General features: G+C 31.7%; 19 protein-coding genes, 1 rRNA gene and 1 pseudogene. 4 read left to right on the forward strand and 17 right to left on the reverse strand.

The window, feature by feature from the left end:
• Window positions 1-291 precede the first annotated feature (291 nt).
• Window positions 292-1,811, reverse strand: a 16S ribosomal RNA gene (locus tag C1I91_RS18785).
• A 416-nt stretch (window positions 1,812-2,227) separates the two neighbouring features.
• Here C1I91_RS18785 and C1I91_RS18790 point away from each other — a divergent pair.
• Entirely contained in the window at window positions 2,228-3,289 is a 1,062-nt protein-coding gene (locus tag C1I91_RS18790) for an IS630 family transposase (protein WP_128214252.1), read from the forward strand.
• Between the two features lie 609 nt (window positions 3,290-3,898).
• Here C1I91_RS18790 and C1I91_RS18795 read toward each other — a convergent pair.
• From C1I91_RS18795 to C1I91_RS18810, 5 genes are all read right to left on the reverse strand, one after another.
• Entirely contained in the window at window positions 3,899-5,077 is a 1,179-nt protein-coding gene (locus C1I91_RS18795; protein ID WP_128214253.1) for a 3'-5' exonuclease, read from the reverse strand.
• 595 nt (window positions 5,078-5,672) lie between these two features.
• A complete protein-coding gene (locus C1I91_RS18800; protein ID WP_128214254.1) occupies window positions 5,673-6,533 on the reverse strand; it encodes an SDR family oxidoreductase in 861 nt (286 codons plus the stop codon).
• A gap of 521 nt (window positions 6,534-7,054) precedes the next feature.
• A complete protein-coding gene (locus C1I91_RS28310; protein WP_164880585.1) occupies window positions 7,055-7,201 on the reverse strand; it encodes a hypothetical protein in 147 nt (48 codons plus the stop codon).
• An 88-nt stretch (window positions 7,202-7,289) separates the two neighbouring features.
• A complete protein-coding gene (locus C1I91_RS18805) occupies window positions 7,290-8,570 on the reverse strand; it encodes a tetratricopeptide repeat protein (protein ID WP_128214255.1) in 1,281 nt (426 codons plus the stop codon).
• A gap of 354 nt (window positions 8,571-8,924) precedes the next feature.
• Entirely contained in the window at window positions 8,925-10,355 is a 1,431-nt protein-coding gene (locus C1I91_RS18810; RefSeq protein ID WP_128214256.1) for a GH39 family glycosyl hydrolase, read from the reverse strand.
• Between the two features lie 326 nt (window positions 10,356-10,681).
• Here C1I91_RS18810 and C1I91_RS29105 point away from each other — a divergent pair, with 326 nt between their 5' ends.
• Both C1I91_RS29105 and C1I91_RS29110 read left to right on the forward strand, forming a co-directional pair.
• A complete protein-coding gene (locus C1I91_RS29105) occupies window positions 10,682-11,020 on the forward strand; it encodes a transposase (protein WP_238475822.1) in 339 nt (112 codons plus the stop codon).
• 194 nt (window positions 11,021-11,214) lie between these two features.
• The gene (locus C1I91_RS29110) at window positions 11,215-11,826 is read left to right on the forward strand and encodes an IS3 family transposase (protein WP_338032624.1); all 612 of its coding nucleotides are present in this window, start codon (window positions 11,215-11,217) and stop codon (window positions 11,824-11,826) included.
• Window positions 11,827-11,904: 78 nt separating this feature from the next.
• On the opposite strand, the gene C1I91_RS18820 is transcribed toward C1I91_RS29110, so the two are convergent.
• On the reverse strand, window positions 11,905-12,159 hold the full coding sequence (locus C1I91_RS18820) for a DUF4351 domain-containing protein (protein ID WP_128214257.1): 255 nt from the start codon (window positions 12,157-12,159) through the stop codon (window positions 11,905-11,907).
• A gap of 617 nt (window positions 12,160-12,776) precedes the next feature.
• Between C1I91_RS18820 and C1I91_RS29435 the strand changes: the two genes are divergently transcribed.
• Window positions 12,777-12,908 (forward strand): hypothetical protein, encoded by a 132-nt coding sequence (locus tag C1I91_RS29435; protein WP_275051626.1) that lies wholly within the window; start codon window positions 12,777-12,779, stop codon window positions 12,906-12,908.
• Window positions 12,909-13,796: 888 nt separating this feature from the next.
• Here the strand turns inward: C1I91_RS29435 and C1I91_RS18825 are convergent.
• From C1I91_RS18825 to lexA, 10 genes and pseudogenes are all read right to left on the reverse strand, one after another.
• Complete coding sequence (locus C1I91_RS18825; protein ID WP_128214258.1) at window positions 13,797-14,633, reverse strand: DUF4351 domain-containing protein; 837 nt, start codon at window positions 14,631-14,633, stop codon at window positions 13,797-13,799.
• Between the two features lie 220 nt (window positions 14,634-14,853).
• On the reverse strand, window positions 14,854-14,994 hold the full coding sequence (locus C1I91_RS28315; protein WP_164880586.1) for a hypothetical protein: 141 nt from the start codon (window positions 14,992-14,994) through the stop codon (window positions 14,854-14,856).
• Between the two features lie 45 nt (window positions 14,995-15,039).
• The gene (locus C1I91_RS18830; protein WP_128214259.1) at window positions 15,040-17,754 is read right to left on the reverse strand and encodes an AAA domain-containing protein; all 2,715 of its coding nucleotides are present in this window, start codon (window positions 17,752-17,754) and stop codon (window positions 15,040-15,042) included.
• A gap of 259 nt (window positions 17,755-18,013) precedes the next feature.
• Window positions 18,014-18,208, reverse strand: coding sequence for a DUF4351 domain-containing protein (locus tag C1I91_RS18835; RefSeq protein WP_128214260.1), 195 nt, complete (start codon window positions 18,206-18,208; stop codon window positions 18,014-18,016).
• Between the two features lie 253 nt (window positions 18,209-18,461).
• A complete protein-coding gene (locus C1I91_RS18840) occupies window positions 18,462-19,832 on the reverse strand; it encodes an SIR2 family NAD-dependent protein deacylase (protein WP_128214261.1) in 1,371 nt (456 codons plus the stop codon).
• A gap of 66 nt (window positions 19,833-19,898) precedes the next feature.
• Window positions 19,899-20,813, reverse strand: a complete 915-nt coding sequence (locus tag C1I91_RS18845; RefSeq protein WP_128214262.1) for a hypothetical protein — start codon at window positions 20,811-20,813, stop codon at window positions 19,899-19,901.
• A 62-nt stretch (window positions 20,814-20,875) separates the two neighbouring features.
• Window positions 20,876-21,490, reverse strand: coding sequence for a hypothetical protein (locus C1I91_RS18850; RefSeq protein ID WP_338032561.1), 615 nt, complete (start codon window positions 21,488-21,490; stop codon window positions 20,876-20,878).
• Window positions 21,491-21,511: 21 nt separating this feature from the next.
• A pseudogene (locus tag C1I91_RS29835) lies at window positions 21,512-21,775 on the reverse strand (restriction endonuclease PLD domain-containing protein); the annotation flags it as partial.
• Between the two features lie 50 nt (window positions 21,776-21,825).
• The gene (locus C1I91_RS28610) at window positions 21,826-22,002 is read right to left on the reverse strand and encodes a hypothetical protein (RefSeq protein WP_205694235.1); all 177 of its coding nucleotides are present in this window, start codon (window positions 22,000-22,002) and stop codon (window positions 21,826-21,828) included.
• Window positions 22,003-22,127: 125 nt separating this feature from the next.
• On the reverse strand, window positions 22,128-24,563 hold the full coding sequence (gene lexA, locus C1I91_RS18855) for a transcriptional repressor LexA (protein ID WP_128214263.1): 2,436 nt from the start codon (window positions 24,561-24,563) through the stop codon (window positions 22,128-22,130).
• Between the last annotated feature and the right edge of the window lie 7 nt (window positions 24,564-24,570).

Consider the following 24,570-nt stretch of genomic DNA (forward strand, 5'->3'; position numbering starts at 1 on the left):
ACTAGGTATAATTCATTGCATTTTGCGTTGAACTAGTAGAACTACTTAGTAAAATGGTTAGTTTTAAAAAGTAATAGTTCGCAAATTCATTACTGACTTCAATACTAGCGTGCATTGTTTGTCAGTAGTTATATTACAAAGAATTAGTAAATATCTTTACTTTAACTTATGTGCAATTTTCAAAGAACAATCTGAGATACTTGGTATCTCAAAATTAAACAGAGTAAATAACAACCAGAATTCGTGTATATTAAGTCTGAAATGCATCAGTACTTAATAATTTCTCCATAGAAAGGAGGTGATCCAGCCGCAGGTTCTCCTACGGCTACCTTGTTACGACTTCACCCCAATCGCTGACCCTACCTTCGGCTGCTGCCTCCCTTACGGGTTAGCTCACAGACTTCGGGTATTGCCAACTCTCATGGTGTGACGGGCGGTGTGTACAAGGCCCGGGAACGTATTCACCGCGACATGCTGATTCGCGATTACTAGCAACTCCGGCTTCATGTAGGCGAGTTTCAGCCTACAATCCGAACTGGGACAAGTTTTTGAGATTTGCTCCACCTCACGGTCTTGCGTCTCTTTGTACTTGCCATTGTAGCACGTGTGTAGCCCTAGACATAAGGGGCATGATGATTTGACGTCATCCCCACCTTCCTCCAGTTAACCCGGGCAGTCTCGCTAGAGTGCTCAACTAAATGGTAGCAACTAACAATAAGGGTTGCGCTCGTTGCGGGACTTAACCCAACATCTCACGACACGAGCTGACGACAACCATGCACCACCTGTCTTCCTGTCGATACCAAAGGTACCGACTTCCCCGGTTAAGGGTAATTCAGGAGATGTCAAGTCTAGGTAAGGTTCTTCGCGTTGCTTCGAATTAAACCACATGCTCCGGCCGCTTGTGCGGGCCCCCCGTCAATTCCTTTGAGTTTTAATCTTGCGACCGTACTCCCCAGGCGGGATACTTATTGTGTTAACGGCGGCACGGAGGTGTTGAAACCCCACACCTAGTATCCATCGTTTACGGCGTGGACTACCGGGTATCTAATCCTGTTTGCTCCCCACGCTTTCGAGCCTCAGTGTCAGTTACAGTCCAGAAAGTCGCCTTCGCCACTGGTGTTCTTCCTAATCTCTACGCATTTCACCGCTACACTAGGAATTCCACTTTCCTCTCCTGCACTCTAGATATCCAGTTTGGAATGCGGCACCCAAGTTAAGCCCGGGTATTTCACATCCCACTTAAACATCCACCTACGCTCCCTTTACGCCCAGTAAATCCGGACAACGCTTGCCACCTACGTATTACCGCGGTCGCTGGCACGTAGTTAGCCGTGGCTTCCTCCTTTGGGTACCGTCATTATCGTCCCCAAAGACAGAGCTTTACAACCCGAAGGCCTTCATCACTCACGCGGCGTTGCTCGCATCAGGGTTTCCCCATTGTGCAATATTCCCCACTGTCGCCTCCCGTAGGAGTCTGGACCGTATCTCAGTTCCAATGTGGCCGATCACCCTCTCAGGTCGGCTACGCATCGTCGCCTTGGTGAGCCATTACCTCACCAACTAGCTAATGCGCCGCGGGTCCATCTTATAGCGGATTGCTCCTTTGATTTTCATTTCATGCGAAACAAAAATGTTATGCGGTATTAATCTTCCTTTCGGAAGGCTATCCCCCTCTATAAGGCAGGTTACCCACGTGTTACTCACCCGTCCGCCGCTAAGAAAGTTCCGAAGAACTTTCTCCGCTCGACTTGCATGTGTTAGGCACGCCGCCAGCGTTCGTCCTGAGCCAGGATCAAACTCTCAATTTAAAGTTTAATCATAGCTTACTTACTTAGTAAGTCTTTTTTCAAAAGAATTGCTGGTTTAAGTCTAGTTTTAGACTTTGTTTATTTTACTCTGTTTAATTTTCAAAGACCAAGTTTATTTTGCTGCATTTCTGACAGCTCATTTATCTTACCACCGTAAGATTTCTTTGTCAACATACTTTTTAAATTTATTTTTAAATCTTAGTTTAAAACTTAAATTTAAATTTCTGTGCTTTGTCGCTTTGTGTTCCAGCGACATGACTAATAATATCATATAGTTATTGTTCAATCTAAATATAATATATATGTTGCAAGATGAAAATTTCGATATGATATTTAGGTAAGAACATCCATTAATATAAGATAACTAAAATATCCAAACTAGAATATAAAATAAAAATTATAGCGAGGTTTTAAATATGGATATTTTGATTCTTAATAAGATTGCTGGGCATGAAGATGATATAAACGAGTTAAAATCAGCTTTAAAAAAGACTAAAAACACAAGGTTATATAAAAGATATTCTGTTTTACTTAAGCATTTTGATGGATTTACAAATAGAAAAATAGCTGAAATGGAGAATCTAGAAGAACATACTGTTTCTACATATATAAAAAATTATAAATCAAAAGGAATAGATGGATTAAATATTGGCCACGGCGGCGGAGCTATAAAGAAAATCAATTCACTTCAAGAGAAGCTCATTGTAGAAACTATAACTACAAAAACTCCAGAAGATGTAGGCTTCGAATCTAAAATGAATTGGACTATTGAATTAGTGAGGCAATGGGTTATTAAAGAATTTAATATAAATATGTCACATAGAGGAATAGCATATGTACTTCATAGATTAAATTTAAGTTATACTAGACCTACTTACGTCTTAGCGAAAGCTGATAAAGAAAAGCAAGAAATTTTTAAAAGTGACTTTAAAGCTTTAAAAAAATGCCTCAATGGCTTAGTTGATACCATCTTATTTGAAGATGAATCAATGATTAGAGATTATCAAGCAATTCAAAAGAGCTGGTTTATAAGAGGACAACAAAGGAAAATTCCTACGTTCGGTAAAAATGCAGGTGTTAAACTTATGGGAATATTGGATTACGAGACTGGTAACGTATATTGCGAGGAACATGAAAGATATGACGCTAAGATATTTAATGACTTTTTAGAAAACGTACTTAAGCAGTATCCAAAAGGAAAAATTGTTGTGGTATTAGACAATGCTAAGATTCATCATGCAAAGCTGATTCAGCCATTTCTTAATAGAGTTAAAGATAGGCTTGAATTGATGTTTTTACCACCGTATAGTCCAGAAATGAATCTTATAGAGGGGTTATGGGGATGGCTAAAGGCATCTGTTATTAACAATGTCTTTTATAAATCTCTGCCACAAGTTAGAACTGCAATTCAAAAGTTTATAAGTAACATAAATAAGGTTCCTACTCAAACAATAGACAGGCTATGTGTTAGATTGTAGAAACCAATTTGCAATATATATATATCAAGAAAAGCAAATAATTATTCATTGATTGCTTATTCTCTGTATTTCGACATATTTTACTAATTGATACACTAGGCACTGTTATCATCTAACAATTCATTAATTTGTGTATAATATGATTAAAAGTTATAGAACTAGAGTAACATTTATATTGTTAGACATTCACTTCGATCATTAAATCAAAGAACCACCATCTTATTTCCATAGTCTGTGTAAAACAGATAATAAGGCATAATTAGTTTTAATATGAACATTATTTTCTATTTCAATAAAAGCAATAAAAGCAATTATTTTTACATAAGTACCAAAGATTTTCACTACATTGTCTTTAAAGATTACAAAGTACTTTTGAAGATTAGATTTTCAATTTTATTGTAATCCACATAACATGGCTTATTTTCCTCTACTTTATATGATATTATTTCCTGAAGAAAGAAAGGTATACAAACAAAAGTTTGTATACCTTATATCAAATAGTTCATTAATTAATGAAAAAGATTTATAAATGATTTTTAAATAATATATTAAAATAATTTCTATAGAAGCAAAAAAGCTTTATTTTAGTGACTTAAGTTATAAAACATGTTATAATTCAGTTCTTTTTTCTAGTAACGCTAAAAACTCATCTTCAGTTAGTACTTCGATTCCAAGTTCTTTAGCTTTGCTTAGTTTGCTTCCTGGGTTATCCCCTACAACTAGAATATTTGTCTTTTTACTGACGCCGCTTTTAACATTTCCACCATACCTAATAGCAAGTTCAGAGAGTTCCACTCTGCTTTTCACAGTCTCTCCAGTAAATACAATATTTTTGCCATTTAATATATCTTCTATTATGTTTTCTTTAGCTAATTCCAGCCTTGCCTTATTTTCTTCTCTTTCTTCCTTATTAAAAATATAGCTTCTTTTTTCTTTGATTTCAGCACTGCTACCTAGTTTACTCCATTTCTTAGGTTTCACTGCCTTTAATAACTCTAATAAATCTAGTACGTCTTGCATCGCAGTATGCTCTTGAGTATCTTTTATATTATAATGCTTTAATAAATCTTTTAATTTATAACTATCTAACTTTTCCAGTTTTTTTATTGTATTCATGCTACAATAAAATACTTGATCTTTATCTACCCAATTCCAGTAAGCTAAAAAGCTTTTATCAAAGCTAGCATTATGAGCTACTAGAGGACACTTATACTTAAGAATAAACTTCTTAAATTCTTCTCTTAAAGCTTCATTCTCTTCAATATTCTCTAGTCCAGAACCATAACCTTTTTTATATTCTTCTTCATCATTGATAATAGCTAAATGTAGATTGTCTATGATTTCATAATCTTCTATAACTGTAGCTGCTACTTCCCTTATTCCGTCTTTTGGAGAGAAACTATAAGGTGTTTCTATATCAACAAGTATAAGCCTCTCTTTTTTCTCAACTTTTTTATTATTTTTGCTTTTATCTGGTTTTATTTCTTTTTTGTTTTCATCCAATTGTAATTCTTCGCTTGAAGCATACAGCGAAAAATCTTTTTTCTGCATATCTAAGAAATAATCTGGATGAATGCTATGAAGCTTCCCATCAACATAAAGCACTATTTCATTATCATCCACATATCCAGCCACCTTGCACTGGGCATGCTTGTCTGTATACCCACCTTTATAATAAAAGGCTTTTACTTCTGTAGCTTTAGGAGATATCAAATGCCATTCTCTCAGTTTCTCAAGTTCTTCCTCTATTGACTCAAAGGTCTTCCATTCTCTTTTAGGTTCTATCATATATTTTCTCCCTTATAAGCTTTCAATTTCAACTGCTAAGTTATGCCTACTTAAATTCATAGGTTCATTATTTTGGAGCATGCATAACTTAAGTTTAAGTAATGAACCTCTTTTACTCTTAAGAATATATAATTTTCGATATTATTGTTAATATAGTTATTATATTGTACAAACATCTACATATCAAATTAATATTGTTTCTATTCTTACCTAGTATCACCGAAGTTCCCTTTTCACTGACTTGGTTATTTCTAGCAAAAAGATTAGCTTCATTTTATGACTTTGCCCGATTTGTCGATTAATATATAGGGAACCTTTACGAAAACTTAATTTATACTTGTTATATAATTGCGGCTTCTGGCAATTTTGTGGCATGTATAAATTAATAGTTAAAATTGGATACCTATAGTAAAAATAAGAGCTTATATTTCAGACTCTTAAAAAATGCATATACTCTTTTAAAAATACTTTTCTAAATCCTCTACTTTTTCTAAGTCAAATATATCAGTGGCTATTAATTCTATTTTTTAATATCTGAAGTTCTTTACAAATTTATATATGCTTTCTATATAGGTTAAAATTTTTGTCCTTTTATTTACAGAATAAAATCACCTATGCATCTGCTAACTGCTTCCTCAGTATCTGTGAAGCATATTTTCTGATCTCTAAGCTTCTTATTACATATCCTCAGGTCTCTATTATTTTCTTTATATCTTTCTGTATCCTTTATTAAAAGTTCTTCTACCCTATGACCTAGCCCCATATTCTCCAGAATTACCTTACCAACTTCATATGTACTTAAGTTATTTTCGCTTCCTGTATTGTATATTCCCTTTGGCAGGTTAAGAAGCTTATGAAAATTACTTATTAGATCATAAACATAGGTTATCCCTCTATATTCATTGGCTGGTAGAGTCATTTTCTCGCCCTTTAGTGTAGCTTTTACTAGGTTCCAAATTATATTAGAATTTATCTTAACATTTCTTTCTGGTAAACTAAATAACCAGGTAAGCCTTAATATAACTGGGTCATCCGCAATACCACAAAGGGCATTTTCAGCTTCAAGCTTGTGTCTACCATAAACCGTATTGGGCAATACTACACAGTCTTCCTTATATGGACCAGCTTCAACATTACCATTGTATATCTGATCAGAACTTAAATATATTAACTTTGCCCCTGCTGCAGCACAGCCTTTAGTAATATTAATTGTACCATTAACATTTACAGCATAAGATAACTCAGGATCATTCTCGCATTTGCCTGTATCAGATATAGCTGCAGAATGAATAAGGTATTTGGGACTAATATCTATAATTTTTTCTATAGTTTTCTCTTGGTCACATATATCTAAATCCCTATGGTTTAGAGCAATTATGTTATATTTATCTCTATAATATTGAACAAATCTGGATGCAAAAAAGCCCTCTGCCCCAGTAATTACTATTGTATCCATTTATAATCCTCACTTTATCTTTCTTTAGTCAAACAAATTAAGTTTCAAACATGTATGTTAAAAATATCATTCTTTATAATTAAACATAATTTCATTATATTTCTATCAGTTTGTGCTGCTATTAATTTGTATGTTAATCAACACTTCTTTCCTACTTCTTTATTCCGTTCATACTAAACTAAAAAACTGTTCTCTATCTTCAATATTTTCCAAACCAGAGCCATAGCCTTTTTTATATTTTTCTTCATCATTAATAATATCAAAAATCACGGAAAAGAACATTACCTTTCTATTAAATCAGTTTGATTAAAATCCATTTCTATGGAAAATTTCATATTCACATTTAATCCATAATAATCAATGGTTTCAACAATACTATGATATGTCCCATTAATAGATAAATTAAGATAATCCTTAAAATGTTTGATATGAATATTGAAGATATGATTTGTATTCGGCGACAAAAGCTCCGTACCCTTAAAACATAAAAGCGTGAGCAACTCTGGTTGCTCACGCTTTTATTAAGGATTGATTGGATTAGGCCAATCGATATAAGTTTTATATGCTCCTCCAATGTTGTTAAAGCTTGTACCAGAATTAATCAATGGTACAGCAACTACAGCTAAAAGTAAAGCACTTAGTATAATTTTAGTCACTCTCTTTTTCAATCTCACTCACCCCTTTTTATGTCTATATTGCTATTATATTACAAAATTAATCATTTTAGTTCATATATTGATAATTAAAACAAAAAAATTATACAAAGTACTCCAATCTGTGCAACAATTGCATAGCTTTTTTATTTTGATTTTTTGAAGTAGCTAATTCCATGAGTTTAACCAGAGCATACTGAATTCCATCCTCAATTTTATTCATTTCAAGAGTCTCGATCATAGAATTCAACTTCGTCTCCATTTTATCAGTGTCATTATTATCCTCAAGAATTTCCATTAGTTCTTTATAGTTATCCACTAACATATCAAAGCGCCTATACTGCTCAGCCATATCAATTGCTAATTCATAAAGTAAAATACTTTCTTCCCTCATCCCTTGACCAAGCAGTATCTTACCCTTTAGTCCTAATGTGCTAGATAAGAATTCTTTTTTTGTTGCAAGTTTATGTTTTTGCGCCTCAGTTACATATACTAGAGCTTTTTCATAATTTTTCATTTTGTAATAGTACTCAGCTATATTATTATAAATAAGACCTAACAATGATGGATCGAAAACTTTAGCCTCTTCCACCATGTCAAAACATCCCTTAGCTGCTTCGTGATTTCTTTCTGTAGCTAGAAATACGTTTGCTTTCATAAGCTTAGCATTCACTAAGATTACCTTATCAACTTTATCTTCATTTTTTAATATATTATTCTCTATTACCTCTAGACATTTATCATACTTTTTTATCTGTCCATAAACTGTAGCTAATGAATGGCTAGCTATGAAGTAATCTCTTTCTCTTTCGTGTTCTTCAGCATATTCAATCGCTTCTTTATAAAATAATATAGAGTCATCAAACTGATTACACCTAAGCTTGCAATTACCTAGATAGCAAAGAACCTCAATTTGAGGAACATAAGCTCGTATTTCTTTATACTTCCCCAATGCATTGTGAAAATTAATGAAAGATTTGACATACTCATTCTCATTAAAATAGAGAATTCCTTTTTTCTTATATGTCTCTGCAAGGAGTTCATTAAACCCGAAGGCTCTTTCTATTTCTATTAACTGATCTAAATCCTTGTGTTTACTTGATTGTTCTTTTTTTATTTTATTTTCACAATAATACCTAGCGTCTTCTTCAGGAGATCTAGAAAAGTATTCCTCATCAATTTCGAGGTTAACGTGAATCCTACTGGCAATATTCTTAAACTTTTCAACTAACTTTCTAGAGCTGGCTTTACTTACAGATCTTTTCCCACTCTCCATCATACTAATTAAGGCCCTAGTCATGTTTTCCCCTTCTAGTTCAGATTGATTCACTCTGAACTTTTTTCTCATCAACTTTATCTTTTGACTTGGAAGATAAAATTCCAAACTACTCCCCCCTTTTTACCAATATACTTAATAAAAGCTATATTAATACTAATTATAACTCTTTTTTTATCATTAATACACTCTTTTTATACAAAACTGTAAATTTTTGAGTTAGGTCCCACAGGAACTATTATCCTTTGGGTTTACACAGATTTTTTCTCATTAAAGCCTTAATAAAAGCTCTTAAAATAGTATTAATTTCCTTTTATTATATCGCTATCAGATACTATAAGGATCATTTTATCTTCTACACTGGAAACAGCAACCTTTACATCCATCTGTCTTTGGTTATAGTGCCCCGATTACCTTTAACAGCTTTTTAAACAGCTAAAGGAGCGTAGTTTTCTTCTATAACTATCTGATATTTATGATAGATCTTATCATCTTAATAAAGTAAACATCATTTTCCTTCACTTGCAACTCTTTTTCAAAGCTTTTATTTTTTTCTATATAAAATTCTTCTTCAAAAACTGGCTGCCCAGAAGCTTTTAGCTTCAATTCTTCTACTTGACACTTACTTAAGTATTTAGGTGAACCCATCTTAATATATTCTGTATAAGCATCATTGCAGGAATATCCTACCCTAAAAACTTGAACTTTGTATTTTCCTTCTGGTATTCCATCAATACCAATATGGACACACTCACCTTTATTTGAAGGCAAATCTTTAGAAAAATAGATCTCATCGCAAGAATCCTGCAGAGGTTTTGTGTAATCCCATAAGAGCAGCTGTATTCCTGTCTCATCCATACATGCCCAACTGTCAGCATCATTATTCTCAAGTTCGACCTCTCCAAGTTCAGCAAGAAATTTATACGAATAAAACGCTGGCTTCTTGATTCCTTGTAGATTTATAAGACCAAAGCTACCACCAAATGGAGTATCAGGTGGTCCAGATTCTTCAAATATATCTGTAAAGGTCCAGTAACACATGGAGTCAACAGTTCCCTCCAAGTTTTTTAGATTATATAGTATACATGGTGCCTGTATATAAGTTTCATGTATATAATCTTTGTTATACCAAGACGTATTCCATTCTGAATAATGTATTTCAAGATTTGGTTTAGAAGAGGTTCTTACTTGTTCACATATTCTCTTAACATCGTCTATAATAAAATCCTTGTTTCTACCCAAATATAGTAAGTCTTCACCATTTTCCGAAATAGTCTCTATACCATAAGTATGAGTAGAAACAAAATCTATTGGAACCTCCTTCTCAGCACAGTAATTAATCATCTCTTTTATCCATCCATTACCCGCTGTTGCTGGTCCTCCAACCCGATACCCTTTGCAGACGTCTTTTACAGCCTTTACAGTAACCTCATATAGCTTGAAGTATTCATCAATATTTTCTAAATCATTAAACTGCTTTGTTGGCGAGAAAAAAACAGGGTGATTAGGCTCATTCCACACCTCAAAATACCAAGTCAGGACCTCCTCTCTTCCATATCTCTCCTCAAGATGTCTTACAAAATTATTAACCAGTGAGTACCACTTATCATAATCCTTCGGAGGAGTAATATTAGCATTCCACCAAAAAACAGTTTGCTCGCCACTTGCCAAAGCCTTCGGCATGAAACTTAACTCTACAAAAGGCTTAATTCCTTTATCAATAAGACTGTCATACACAGCATCCACATACTGCCAGTTGTAATTTGCAGACCCATCAGAATTCTCTTTATATACCCCCATTTCATCATGGAAAATCCCATGAAATCTTAAATACTTAAACTTACACGCTTTCTTCACAACATCCAGCTGCTCTTGAAAATCTTTTCTAAGCACTTCTCCTGCTCGTCCTGCTCCTACTCATAAAGAAAAATACTTGTTGTGCTTACCTTTTATTTTATTATAATTCAAGTTAATATTTCTCACAGTTACCTCTCCTCCTCATTAATCCTCACCAATCTTTCATAACGTTTTCACCCGAATTAGTTAAATAAAATTATTTTTATTAGCTCAATTTCATTTTACAACAGTTTCAATTTATTATCGTAAACTTATAAAAATTAGCTATAACTTATAATGGTCTAAGAAAACTCAACAAAAATATGAGTTAAATATAATGAACCTGATATAATAAAAGTATCAAAAGAAAGCAGGTTTTCATTATGAGAAAAAGAACATTCACACCAGAATTCAAAGCTAAAGTAATAATAGAGCTACTAAAAGGCGAAAAGGAGTTGAGCCAGCTGGCAAGTGAACACGAGATTGCTCCAAACCAGTTGCGTAACTGGAAGAGCGAATTCCTCGAAAACGCCGCCAATGCCTTTGATAATAAAAAGGATGAAAAGCTTAAAGAAAGCCTTAAATCAAGCGAAGCGGAGAAGGATGATCTATATAAGAAAGTTGGTCAGTTAACTACGCAGGTTGATTGGCTCAAAAAAAAATCTGAAGAACTCTTTGGACCTGATTGGGAGAGTAAATTTACTCCGCGCCCAAAAAGATAGCAAGGAACTCCCTTTATCCACAGTAGCTGAATTACTGGACGTAAACCGTACCAGTGCATACTACAAGAGTAAAAGTCCGTCTGAAACAGAATTAGCTATAAAAGACTCCATAGATAGAATGCACACTGACAACCCATCCCGGGGCTCCGGGCAGATTTCAAAAGTTGCGGCATAAAGGATTCGATATAGGTAGATTGAAGACTCGCAGGTACATGCAGGATATGGACATACATGCGATCTACCCTAAACCCAACCTGTCCAAGCCTGCTAAAGGACACAAGATATACCCTTATCTTCTTAGGAATGTGGATATTGTAAGGCCGAATCAAGCATGGTCTATCGATATAACCTACATCCGCCTCAAACATGGTTTTGTCTATCTGACAGCCATTATCGACTGGCACAGTCGTCTCATCGTAGGCTGGGAGCTGGACGATACGTTATCCACAAATATGGTTAAAAGCGCTCTTGAAAAAGCCTTTTCTGTTGCTAAACCTGAAACATTGAACTCTGATCAAGGCGACCAATTCACAGGTCATGAGTATATTAGCTTTGTGGAAAACCATAGAGTCAAAATTAGCATGGATGGTAAGAGCAGATGGGCAGACAATATCATGATTGAACGCTGGTTCCGCACGCTCAAATATGACGAAGTCTACCTGAAGGACTATGTTAACATAAGAGATGCCCGTAAGCAGATTGGTGATTTTATCCACAGCTACAATTTTGAAAAGCTCCACTCTGCACTTGGCTATCAAACTCCGGCAGAAAACTACTATCCTGTGCTACTTGGTATTACTGCATAGTGCAACTACATAATGGTAAAATATGGTTCATTGTAAACTTAAATATTTTTGTCTTGACAATCGAGCCACTATAACTTTTTATAAATACTCTTCTAAATCTTGTAAAGTTTCAATATCGAATATTTCTAGTGCAATTACTTCTATTGCGATTTCTGATAAATTATTTATCTTTTCTTCATAATGAGCTGGAATCTTTTTAAATTTTTTCATTAATTGGATATTAAGAACTTCAAGCTTGCCTAGCCTTCTTCCTTCTTCTCTTAACTCATTTAAATACGACTCTTTTCCTTCACTAAAACCATCTTTCCAAATCATTCTACCTATTTCAGTCATTATAAATTTCTCCTAAGTTATTATTAAAATCCTTATTTGTACTGTTATCATTAAACTACTAATTTAATTTCAAAACTAACACTTTAATTATACTTTTAATTCTGTATATCTTCCATTATTTTATATGTTATGTAATTAAAATCTATCTCAAAAGCTTATCCATATTTCTTAATAGATTATTTTACGCTGGCCTATAACACATCAGTCTTAAAACCGTATCACTAAAGACTTCACTCTTTTTAATCATCAAAATACTGTTCTTAATATACAAAATCTTAATTTAGAGTACAAAAGTGGGTTTTTACTTACAAATATTGAATCATAATTTTCAAATATTGCTTTTCAATTTACAAAGTGGCCTCTCGCCTTTCAATTAACCATTATTAAAAATTATTATATATTTCATTCTTATTTTTATTCTTGATACTTTCATGAAATAGCGAAAAATTAAAAAGTACAACAAATGGAATGATAATCTAGATAATTAGGAGGTTATTATGAATTTTAAGTAGAAGTTAAAGAATTATTCAAATGGTAGTGATGAAAGAACTATAGACGTAGTAGGAAGTTCTTCACTTATAACACTTATCATAGGAGTAATAATTTTTTTAGTTGAGATGTTAGTTAAATTTGAAATAACAAAAGATCTACGCTCAATTACCTGGGAAGCTGGGCTTTTTCTTATAATGGTAGTTGTATTCGTGGTTATACATCTACTTAACAAGATACCAATAAAAACTAAGCTTTAGTGAAGACATCAGAACAAGTGGCTTCTGGTGAGAAAATTTAAAAATAATAAATTTTATTACGAAGTGGTGCATCCATAACTTAAAGTGAGCATACATAGGAGGTGTAAAAAAGTTATTCTCTATGTTTCACTACACCACCGGTAGAGTGCCACGAGCGGCCCCCGGAAAAGAATAGCTACATTTTCAACATCCTCCTATGGATTTGATTTGCACACCTCTATGTATGCTTTTGGTTTTAATAAAATTATAAAATTATAAGATTAAAAATTCATATAATCATATAACTATAAAATCATATGATTATAAAATTAAAAAATTATATAAATATATAGGAAACATGCTGGTTTGAGCTATTTTGGATTATTTCAAACTTATTATTTGAATTAATTTTGTACGGCTAAAGCTTATAAAAATTTATAAATAGCTTAGCTCAAAATATTGATAGACCACTTTGTTAATCACTTTTCATTAGACTAATTGAATCATTGTAATATTTTATTTATTATTAACTTTAAAACTATTTCTCTTCTAATATTTCCAAAAGCTTATCATAGACCTTCTTCTCTTCTCCACTTTCATTTGGTCTTATCCTCAATATAGAAATATTGTACTTACTCAAGATTTCATTCTCCATCCTATCTTTTTTCTTATATAATTTAGTTTTTAGTTATAACATATATTTTTCGATATAAGCCTTCATTTGAACTTTAAATTTATAGCTATTTAGCAGAGCTTCTATGGCGCTAATCTCATTTGTTAATTCTTTAGACCTAAGCTCATAATAAAAATTTCTAATCTAAGATGGTAATCAACCAGGACTAAATAATAAAAGTATAAGATTTGAAAATTGCTTAATCTTATACTCTTATTAAAATCAAATCTATGTTATTAAAAATACTTTTCTAGATCCTCAACCTTTTCTAAATCAAATATATCATTCGCCATTAACTCTATCTTTTCTGAAGGTAGATTCTTTATCCTTTCCTCATATTCTTGAGAAAGTTTCTTAAACTTCTTATTTAATAACTTTATGAGAATTTCAGCTTTTCCTTCATCTCTTATCATCTTTCCTATTTCTGTCACACTAAATACCTCCTTAAATCTTTTTTTAGATATTTGATCTCCAAATTTATCAAACAACGCATACAGCAAAGTTAAGCATTTCAGTTTAACTTCACTATCTTCAATTGAGTTTGCTAGTTCTATTCCTTCTAGAGTTCTTTCACTTTTACTAAGTTTGCTACTCATTAACGGAATAAAACTCAATGTTAATATATCATCACTTGTTAACTTTTCATTATTTCTAATTTTATTTTTTAACATTTCAAGCTTTTCATCACCATTTAAATTTTTCATGTAAAAAGCTTCAATTTTATAATTAATACTTCCTGCATCAATACATATTTCAGCATCATCAATGTCTGCTGAATATATAACCACTGTCCTTATCTTGCGCCTATCCTTATAAAATAATGAAGCATCATAATATAAAAACCGCTTAATGTCTTCTTTTTTGTCTGTAGTCTGAAACTCAAAATGAAGATAATTATTATCTTCTGTGTAAAACAGGTAATCAGTGTAATTAGTTTTAATATCAACATTTTTTATCTCAGTTTCTGCTGGAGCAACTATTTTTGTATCAATACCAAAGAATTCTACTGCATTATCTTTAAAAAACTCCATAGCCTTTTTGAACACAGCATCTTCTATTTTATTATAATCCATACTATGCCTTCCTTTCCACTGCTTTATATATGATATTATTTCCAGTAGAAAGAAAAATATACGAACAAAAGTTCGTATATCGCTATTCATCAATTTATTTATAATTAATTTTATATTATATATCATTAGCAATAAACTTCATTCAAAGTTTATCCTATTTATTAAAACTATAGGAAAATTAGGTGCTTTATATTCAATAATCGCTTGAGGTATATGATCTTCATTTTTGTCTTACTATTTCCTCAGGTGTTTCTATAACAAGCATTTTCCTTATTGGATCAAATATACACCTCTTTCCATTCTTTAAATAATTTTTAGCTAAATAGTATTTAAGAAAATCTATATCTAAATAATAGTCCATAATCATATATCCCCTTTTAACAAACTATATGATTATATAATTTTTCTAATTCAACACTTCCAAAAGCTTACCATAAATCCTCTTCTCTTCACCACTTTCGTTTGTTCTTATCCTCAATATAGGAATATTGTATTTTTCTAAAATTTCATCCTTCATCCTGTCTCTTTCAAGTTGCTTAGGATTATTGGCATGATAATAGTATCCATCTACTTCAACCACAAGCACTGGCATTTTGTCTATCTTTCTGTAGATTAAGAAATCCGTGTGGGTTAATATATTCATTGCAAATTTATATTCTGCTTCATTTAGTTTAGAGGTATCACGAAGAAGCATTTTAAGTGGCTGATGCATAACTTTATCTAAGGACTTAAACTTATGGTCTGATAATACCTTTTCTATTACTGCATTCATTAGATTTTCAGAGATATGTTCTGAAACCTTTTTATTTCTATTTAACACTTCAAGCAATTTCTCAGAATAGCTGCTATAAAGCAGGTCAAAGACAGAATATATATTGCTATTAATAATTTCAAAGTTATTGTAATCTATGTACCTTATTAAATCGCTGATATTGTTATTTCCATTTACTATATCGCTATCAGATACTATAAGAATTAATTTATCCTCTGCACGGGAGATCGCAACATTTATAAGATTAGGATCTTCAATAAAATCATTGGATTCATTTGCCACGGTACTTAGTATAATAGTCTTCTTTTCTCTACCTTGATATTTATGTACAGTATCAATTTCAACATTTTCATCTTTTATTACTCTTTGTAATGCTGATATTTGATCTCTGTAGGGTGATATTATTCCTATGGATTTCTTTGATTTTAGGCCTGGTAGTATTTCCTCAAGAATTACATCAATCTGTCTTTGGTTATAGTTACCCCTTGCATGATTACCTTTAACTGTTTTATAGACAGCTAAGGGAGAGTGGTTTTCTTCTCCACTAGTCAATATTATTAATTCATCATCGTAAAACTTCTTATTACAAAAATCTATTATCTTAGGATGCCATCTATAATGTTCTTTAAGTAGTGTTTTCGGAACATCATCATATAGACTTATAATAGAAGAAAGCAGGCTATGCTTTGAGTAATTATAAGCTTCATTCAGATGATAGCGATTGAAAATATTATTAGTTATATTCTCGATTTCAGATGATACTATATTAGGTAGCTGCTTTAAATCTCCAACTATCACTGCATTTTTTGCAGAAGAAAAAGCTAGTGCTCCAGTTACTACATCAACCTGAGAAGCTTCATCTATAATCACATAATCAAATAAATAATTCTTAGCTGCAGAGTTTCTTAAGGAATGGGTGGTACTTAGTATTACTGGATATTCATATATAAAGGAATCAAAGTTTTTCCATAATGCCTCTTCAGAAAAGTTAACTCTACTGTGCTTTTCACCATATTTCTTAGCTAATTTAGCTTTTAGTAATCTCATAGATTTTTCGCTATAAGCCTTCATTTGGTCTTTAAAACTATAGCGATTAAGCTCAGCTTCTATAGCGCTAATCTCATTTGTTATTTCTTTAAACCTAAGCTCGTAATAAAGCTTTCTGAGATGCTCAACTATATCCTCTGGGCTGTTTTTATAAAACTTGAAACTGATTATTCCATATTTTAATAGATTTTTGAGCTTATACTTAAGATCGAATTTAATGTATTTATTCAATCTAATGTGGAAGTCCACTAGTAAAGACATTACTAGATCAGAATTATTGTTAAATAAGGTTTTATAAGACCTTATTGTGCTTTTGTTAGTGTTACTATAGCTATTAAAATATTCTAGCTCTGTGTTTAGACTTGCAAGTTCCTGCTTTAGCCTCGCAACAGTACTTTGTTTCTCTAGCATATCTTCCAAAGTCTTTTGAGAAGCTAACAGCTCTTTTTGAATAGTTTCATACTCTTCAGCTTCTATTTTCCACTGACTAAACTCTGGATAATGTCTCTGCTGAGTTTCAAAAAACTTCTTTCTATTATCACTTTTACCTAAATAAGCTGCAATAAAATCCACATCATACTTTTCAAGCTTTTCTAAAACATTTGCAGTAGCAGAATTGTTATTAGAAACAACAGCAACAGTTTTATCATTTATAATAGCATTAGCAATAATGTTTAATATAGTCTGAGTCTTACCTGTTCCTGGAGGACCCTCTATTACACTTATCTGACTAGAAAGAGCATTTTCAGTGGCAGACTTTTGACTGATATTAAAACCAAAAGGAAATATCACTTGCTGATGTTCTTCTAATTTAGTCATTTTCTTAGGATTTAAATAATTAGCAAGAACACTACTTGGGCTAACAGTAGTAAGCTTTTCATACTGCTTACTTAAAAAGGTACTGTCTTCATCTAAAGAAACATTGATATAGCTTGCCAGCATTTTTAAATATTTAAAGCAATCATTTGATAAATCATTATTTAAGCAGTTTTCTTCTATAACTATCTGAGATTTATGATAAAGCTTATTGAATCCACTCTTAAAGATCAATCTATAATAATCTTCGAATTTAAATATCTTAATAATTCCAGTTATACACTGTTTATTTTCATATATTAATACATCTTTTGGATTCAGTTCCTCAGGCTTTGAAAGCCATCTTAAATTGTCGTAATTATAGCTGTATGTCCTTGCGTTCCCACTAAAGGTGACATCATACTTACCGTTATTATATTTGCAATATGTAATCTTTTCAGTTTTGTCTTCACCCTTTATGAAGATTAGATTTCTTTCTATGTTCAACTTTTTTGAGTCTCCTCTTATAATTTGGAATATGATAATATTTTACCATATTATACGATATAATGCTGTCTATACAGTTCTGTATATAAAAAAGTAGCTAAAGAAAGTTCTTTAACTACTTAATATACTAATATATGTAATTAATTGTATTTCTACTTTAGTTTTAACTTTATTACATATATATGACCTAGTTTTAATAAGAGTATAAGATTTGAAAATTGCTTAATCTTATACTCTTATTAAAATCAACTCTATGTTATTAAAAATACTTTTCTAAATCCTCAACTTTTTCTAAATCAAATATGTCAGTAGCTATTAATTCTATTTTTTCTGAAGGTAGATTCTTTATCTTTTCTTCATATTCTTGAGGAAGTATATTAAATTTTTTGTTTAATTGTTTTATGAGAATTTCAGCCTTCCCCTCATCTCTTATCATCTTTCCTATCTCTGTCATAGTGAATACCTCCTTAAACCTATTTTTTGAAATACTATCACCGAACTTATCAAATAGATCATATAATAAATCTGTATAGTTTTCTTCAATATTTAATAATCTTGAAAAGGTTCTTAAATCTACAGTGTTACTTAATGGTAGGCTGTTTTATATTTCTTTGACTAGGATGGATTCTTGTGTAATTTATATTGTTCATTTTCATCACCTTTTAAGTTTTTAAATATCTTATATTATAAAGTAGTTATCCTAAATCCTATCTTTTTATATCATAAATAGACTCCATAAATCCATTCAACATAAACAATGAATTTTGTTCAGAGTAGTTATACAGCTGATTAATTATCTCTTGAGGTATTTCTCTTTTTCTAGAGTGCCAACTTCTGGTAGCCTTCCAACTATCTCCAAAATAACGCAAATTATCTTCTTTACTCACATGATAGAGAACTTCATTTAATATTTTTGCTATCATTCTAAATAATCTTGGAGACATTTTTTTATATTCATAATTGATAACAACATCTAGTAGAATTGTTAAGCAATCATGGCATTTATCAAAATCAATATATGTAGTCGTCTGTCTAACTTTATTTATACATCTTGTAAGAAATTCAATATATGAATAAATCATGTGATACTCAAAGTCTGATGCTTGCTTAAGTAAATCTATTCTGAATTCTTGCTCATTCATAAACCTATCCACTAATTCTGGATCATCGATTTCTAATTTCCCAATAAGTTCATTTAGATCATTTACCTTAATATCATATTCTTTTTTCCTTTCTAATAAATTTGTATTTAATTCCTCCAGAAAGTTTTTTAAATCGCTAATTTCAATTATTATGTTTCCATTCTCATCTATGTATGGATCATCTTTAGGATTAGAGGTCCAAATAGCTTGTATAATCTCATATGGATATTCATTTTCTATTGTATAGATATTTTTCGACCAATCTAATGCAGATAGCACATTCATATCACCTAGGCTATAACCAAGAACTAAAGTAGTAGACTCTCTAATAGTCATCGCCAGCTTTGATTGTCTGTATTCATTTGGTCTAAAAAGTGGTATATAATCATCTTGAGTAATTATAATAGAATCACAATCTAACCTTGTACCATGAATATGGTATATAGGTATTACATTCCTTGGAGCCGATAAATAATTTGATGGACCTAAACTCTTGCTTATTCCAGTAAGAATTGATTCTAAAACCAAATCGTAGTTTGTTGTAACGATCCAATCAGGTTTTATATTATCAAATATGTCTCTGAAAAATTTTATATTTTCTTCATCAGGAAGCCAGCTACTCAAGTCACAGATTGTACTCTTAAATTTGCGCTTAGCTTCATCATAACTAACCTCTTCTCTTTCGGACAACTGCTTACATAATATTGTTGACAATTCAGGCAATGAAATTCCTATTAACTTATCATTCTCAGGCAGCTCAAGATTTAATTTTTTACTAGTTTCCCTAATTAATTCAAACCAATTCAATGCAGGCTGAGTCACATTACCTATAGCTGCTTTAGAAAAACCAGCTCCAACAAACAATCCTAAATTACCATAATTATATGAATTAAAAAGTTTTTCAAACACCATTTCTTTAGTTAAGCTTTCACTCATTCTGACATTCCTCTCTTTTACCATAATATAAACCAATGTAGTTAATCTTTAATAAAACAACTCTCTCTACTCAAACCTTAATTCTAAATATCTTAAATTCTCAATATTCACTTGATATGATTCTACCTTTTTTCCATTATGCTCGTATGTACTTGGTTCAGGGTAAGCTCCTACAAAATAGCAGAATACCTCTTTATCCTTGTTATTTATTATGTATTCCATATCATCTCTAAATACTTTTCTTTTCCCATATCTATTAATAAGCTCACTGCTTATATATATTGAAACTGGCATATATTTTTCAACCCAAGCCTTGTCTTTGAAAAAGATTTTATAATTATCACCATATTTTTTTACAGAGCCTACTTGTCCATAGTATATAAGCCCTTTCTCATCATAGAAATATTTTATATTTTTAAATATTTTGTAGAATTTTTTAGTTTTATCACCCAATGTAAAATCCATATTGTTCAATATTTCTTTATCTCCATTTTCGTAACAATCGACTATATGTTCAAAAGACTTAGATCCAAATTTAGTCCATTCACTTGTACTTCCATCTCCATGTGTTGAAGGATTTTTCATGTCTTCATCTATTTCTTCATCTGTCCAAGGTATAGTAATTTTATTTTTAGACTTACCTTTATAATCAGTTAGTATAAGTTCAGAAGGATATCTTGTCATCTTAAAAGGATCATCGTCACCAGTTTTTGTCCCACTTTTTCCTACTTCTTCCCCTTTATGAGCTAAACATGTGTGCTCTTTAACAGACTTTGCTCTAAAATGAATAGCTCTCTTCGATCTTCTTTGTTTGTATACTCCTACTGGTACTAATTCAGCTCTACAGTCTTTATCAAGACATTTAAAAGATAAATCTTTCTTCATGTAGTGTTCACTATCCTCATCTAAGTACATTTCTCGAATTTCATACGGTGTAACTGCTCTACCTAAGTTTTCGCAAAATGCTTTTTCGAAGCTCATAGTCCTCTCTCCTTTTACCGTATCTAAAATTTAATATCAGGCTCATTTTTTTACTTATATACTTATTGTTTTTCTTTAATAATATTTATAATATGATTTGCAAATTCTTCTGTAAGTTGAATTTTATCAGCACCACGTTTTAATGCTCCAAGCGTCTTTCCTCCTACATATGTAATTGCAGTATCCATTTTGAAGGAACTTTGTACACTTGAAACGGTATTTTCATAGTGATACCAACTTTCACTATACGTAACACAAAGGTTCTTAGCTTTAACAAACCATGGCCATCTATCATTTTCTATTCTGGAATTCATTGGCTCTTCTATAACTTCAAAAAGCCCCAACAATTTTCCACTTCCAACAGCATAACATATTAATATGTCGCCGACTCTAACTGATGCAGGCCTTCTTTTAGAAAAATGAATATTTTCAACATCACTAGATAAACTTCTAGAAGTTGAAAATGGCTCTTGTGCTGATCCTAAAGGCTTTAAGAAAAAACGTTTATTCGAATATGATATATTATTCTTATATTCTATAAATTCACTTACCTTCAAATCAACCTTAGCTTCTGTCTCCCACTCTAATAAGTTAGAATAATCATCAATTTTTTTAATAATGCTAGTTATTTGTTCCTTTGAAAGATTTTTGCTTCTAGATCTTTCTACTTCATTCATAAGATTTTTTATTGATTCAATGTTATCTATTTTTACACCCCATTCATGATTAGCTGCTAACCCAGAGTCTGTAAAATTTGCTGATGTTATTATAGCTGATTTTGGCTCTCCATTTTGAGATGCAATATAAATTTTTCCATGTAGCTTATTATCTATATAAATTTTATAATCAATGCCATTTTGGGTACAATTTACGCAAAATGAATGTAAGGAGTTTGCTTTTTTTAATAAGTCTAAACTATTATCTTTTAAAGTTGTTGTAAGGCTAATATATATAAGTTCTATTTAATTTACTTCATTAAACAGCTGATTAGAGTGTTCTTAGGTAGATACGTTTATGAATAAAACTTATTAGAACGTATATATTTCACTTTAGTTTTATTTATTTCATGAAAGAATATATCAAAAGATTCCATTAAAAATGGACTAATAATATGAAATTCACTACTATCTCTTATAATATCTTTAATATGATTGTAATGATTGGATTCTAAATTACTTAATACTTCCATTATTTTCATCCTCCAATTGCTTTAACTTTTATCAATAAATATTATATTTTAATTTGAAATACGATTTTGACTCTTATCATCTTTAATAAACGTGTATATAGGGCTAAAAAAATCATTTGCTTCATCTAAAGCTTCTTAAGCACCCCCACAGCCACTCCCAATACACTCATCTGCCCCTCACTAACCTGTATAGGCTCATAACTAGGATTTTCCGGCATTAGAAGTATGGTGTCACCCATCTTAACAAATCTTTTCAAAGTAGTGTTTCCATCTAAATCCACTGCAGCAATCTCATAATTATTTGCAGTGTTTTGCTGCCTTATAACCACTATATCACCATTACATATATTAGCATTTATCATGCTGTCACCCTTTACCTTCACCATATAGGTATTATTAGAACTTCCAACCCACTTTTGTGGAAGGTAGAATTCTTCTTCTACAGAGGAGTTAATAAGTATTGGATTACCTGCTGCTATGGAGCTGAAAACATTCATTCTTTTTATCTCATTTTCAGGGAATATATAGGAGTTATCTATTATAATTTCTTTGATACTGTTGCAGTCTCTTGTAAACTTTGAAACCTGATTACTCTTTAGATCCACATAAGTATATTCCTCTAAAGATGATGGAAGCATTGAGGTTTGGAAAACTTCTATATCATCTACTATCTCAAGATTTCTATTGATGATAATTAAATCAACTCCATCAGTAGCTATACCATACTGACATGTTGGTGACGCAGCTATGTAACTCTTAAGCTGCTCTAGGCAGTTTAACAGTCCAAAACCTTTTCTTTTAACTTCAATAAATATGTAAGGAGCCTTCACGTTATTTCTATAAATATTTACCGCTACATCAACAAAACCAACCTTAGAAAATACATTTACTTGCTGCTCTATGTTTATTAGGTTTAGAGGGTATTTATAGCTTTCTTTTAGCTCATTTATAACCCATTGTCTTATCTTCTCTTCATAGGAATAAAGATCTTTAACCTTTTCCTTAAAGTTGTAGTTTTCCTGTCTTATATGATAAAAGCTTCTCATCAAGGTGTTATCTGAATACTTTAAAAACCTTGGGTCTATATCTAATATGAACTTTGAAGGAGTGCCATCACAAGTTAAATATAGTCTTTCTGTGGCTCTAGTCATCCCAACATACATGAGCTTTCTTTCCCTGGATTCAAGAAGATCTTCGTCATCTATAGTTACACTTCTTAGTGGCATATACTTTGAATTAAGCCCGATTATAATAACAACCTTAAACTCTAACCCCTTAATAGAATGCATGGTTAATAGTTTTATTTTGTCATCTCCAAATTCATATCCATCGGATTTAGCCATGAGCTTATTAGGTATTTTCTTATCTTCTAAGAAATTCTTAAACTCACTTATCTGTTCATTTGTCCTTGCTACTATAGCAATATCACCATAATTATATTTAGCCTTAAGCTCAGTGAGTAATTTTACTACATAGTTTTCTTCCTGTTTTTTATCTTCAAAAACTCTAAACACTGGGTAATGCCCCTGTTTATCAAGTAGTGAGGGTTTAACAAAATTCTCATCTTCAATTATCTGAGTATCCTTTTCTAATAACGAATAAGCTGCTTCAGCTATTTGTGTCGTGGTTCTATAATTCTTTGATAGAGAATTACTTCTTCCTTTCACATCAAAGCCAACAGATGCAAAACTTCTTCCCTTTACTAGCCAAGACTGAGGATATATACTCTGTGCTGTATCTGCCACAAAGGTAATTGAGGAATATTCCTTATTGCTTATTATATTATTTAAAAATTCTAACTGAACTCTAGTAAGATCCTGACTTTCATCTACTATTATATGGGCATATTTTTTATAAAAGGATTTCTTAGATTGCTCTAAAGCAAAAAGAGACATGTCATGAAAATCAACTTTATTCTCTGCTCTTAAAGATTTGTTGTAGGCTTCCATTACCTTAAATATAGCAGCTCTTAATTTAGAATTTTTCTGAAGTTTCTGAGGACCATCTGCCTTTTGACTAGACATTCTTCCAAGCCTATCTGCTTCTTGATATTCTTCTATATGTAAATACTTGCAAGCCTTAATCCAGCCAATCTCCTCCATTATAAAAGGAAGATAATTAGGCTCTAAAAACTTAACCTCCACAGCTTCTTTTTTCACTTCTGCCATGGCTTTAATTATATGATTAACTAGGTTGTTTCTTTTACCTTCAACTTCTAAGTTTAACTTATTTGTCTTACAATACTCCTTAAAATAAGCATACATCAAAGAGTCGATATTCTTTATATCAACCTTTTTATTATCCGACTGAAAAAGAGACAGCTGCTCTTCTTCCCTATCCTTTTGAACCTTTTCATATACGTATTTTATATAGCTTATAAGACTCTTATTGTAAGTAACCATAAGAACCTTATCATTATCATCTATACAATAATGCTCCATCAAAAAAGGTATTCTATTAACTGCCACTGTAGTCTTTCCAGAACCAGCTACACCTCTTATCAAAGAATGTCCTGCTGGCTTACTTTGCACAAGCTTCTTTTGTTCAACATTAAGCTGCATAATTAAT

The sequence above is a fragment of the Clostridium manihotivorum genome, from assembly GCF_004015185.1.
GTDB classification, from domain to species: Bacteria; Bacillota; Clostridia; order Clostridiales; family Clostridiaceae; genus Clostridium_AR; species Clostridium_AR manihotivorum.

What these genes read in the sequence shown, in the direction of transcription:
- C1I91_RS18790 (WP_128214252.1), top strand. Translation starts at nt 2,228, where the DNA reads ATGGATATTTTGATTCTTAATAAGATTGCTGGGCATGAAGATGATATA.
- C1I91_RS18795 (WP_128214253.1), bottom strand. Translation starts at nt 5,077, where the DNA reads ATGATAGAACCTAAAAGAGAATGGAAGACCTTTGAGTCAATAGAGGAA.
- C1I91_RS18800 (WP_128214254.1), bottom strand. Translation starts at nt 6,533, where the DNA reads ATGGATACAATAGTAATTACTGGGGCAGAGGGCTTTTTTGCATCCAGA.
- C1I91_RS29105 (WP_238475822.1), top strand. Translation starts at nt 10,682, where the DNA reads ATGAGAAAAAGAACATTCACACCAGAATTCAAAGCTAAAGTAATAATA.
- C1I91_RS18820 (WP_128214257.1), bottom strand. Translation starts at nt 12,159, where the DNA reads ATGACTGAAATAGGTAGAATGATTTGGAAAGATGGTTTTAGTGAAGGA.
- C1I91_RS29435 (WP_275051626.1), top strand. Translation starts at nt 12,777, where the DNA reads ATGTTAGTTAAATTTGAAATAACAAAAGATCTACGCTCAATTACCTGG.
- C1I91_RS18825 (WP_128214258.1), bottom strand. Translation starts at nt 14,633, where the DNA reads ATGGATTATAATAAAATAGAAGATGCTGTGTTCAAAAAGGCTATGGAG.
- C1I91_RS28315 (WP_164880586.1), bottom strand. Translation starts at nt 14,994, where the DNA reads ATGGACTATTATTTAGATATAGATTTTCTTAAATACTATTTAGCTAAA.
- C1I91_RS18835 (WP_128214260.1), bottom strand. Translation starts at nt 18,208, where the DNA reads ATGACAGAGATAGGAAAGATGATAAGAGATGAGGGGAAGGCTGAAATT.
- C1I91_RS18840 (WP_128214261.1), bottom strand. Translation starts at nt 19,832, where the DNA reads ATGAGTGAAAGCTTAACTAAAGAAATGGTGTTTGAAAAACTTTTTAAT.
- C1I91_RS18845 (WP_128214262.1), bottom strand. Translation starts at nt 20,813, where the DNA reads ATGAGCTTCGAAAAAGCATTTTGCGAAAACTTAGGTAGAGCAGTTACA.
- C1I91_RS18850 (WP_338032561.1), bottom strand. Translation starts at nt 21,490, where the DNA reads ATGAATGAAGTAGAAAGATCTAGAAGCAAAAATCTTTCAAAGGAACAA.
- C1I91_RS28610 (WP_205694235.1), bottom strand. Translation starts at nt 22,002, where the DNA reads ATGGAAGTATTAAGTAATTTAGAATCCAATCATTACAATCATATTAAA.
- lexA (WP_128214263.1), bottom strand. Translation starts at nt 24,563, where the DNA reads ATGCAGCTTAATGTTGAACAAAAGAAGCTTGTGCAAAGTAAGCCAGCA.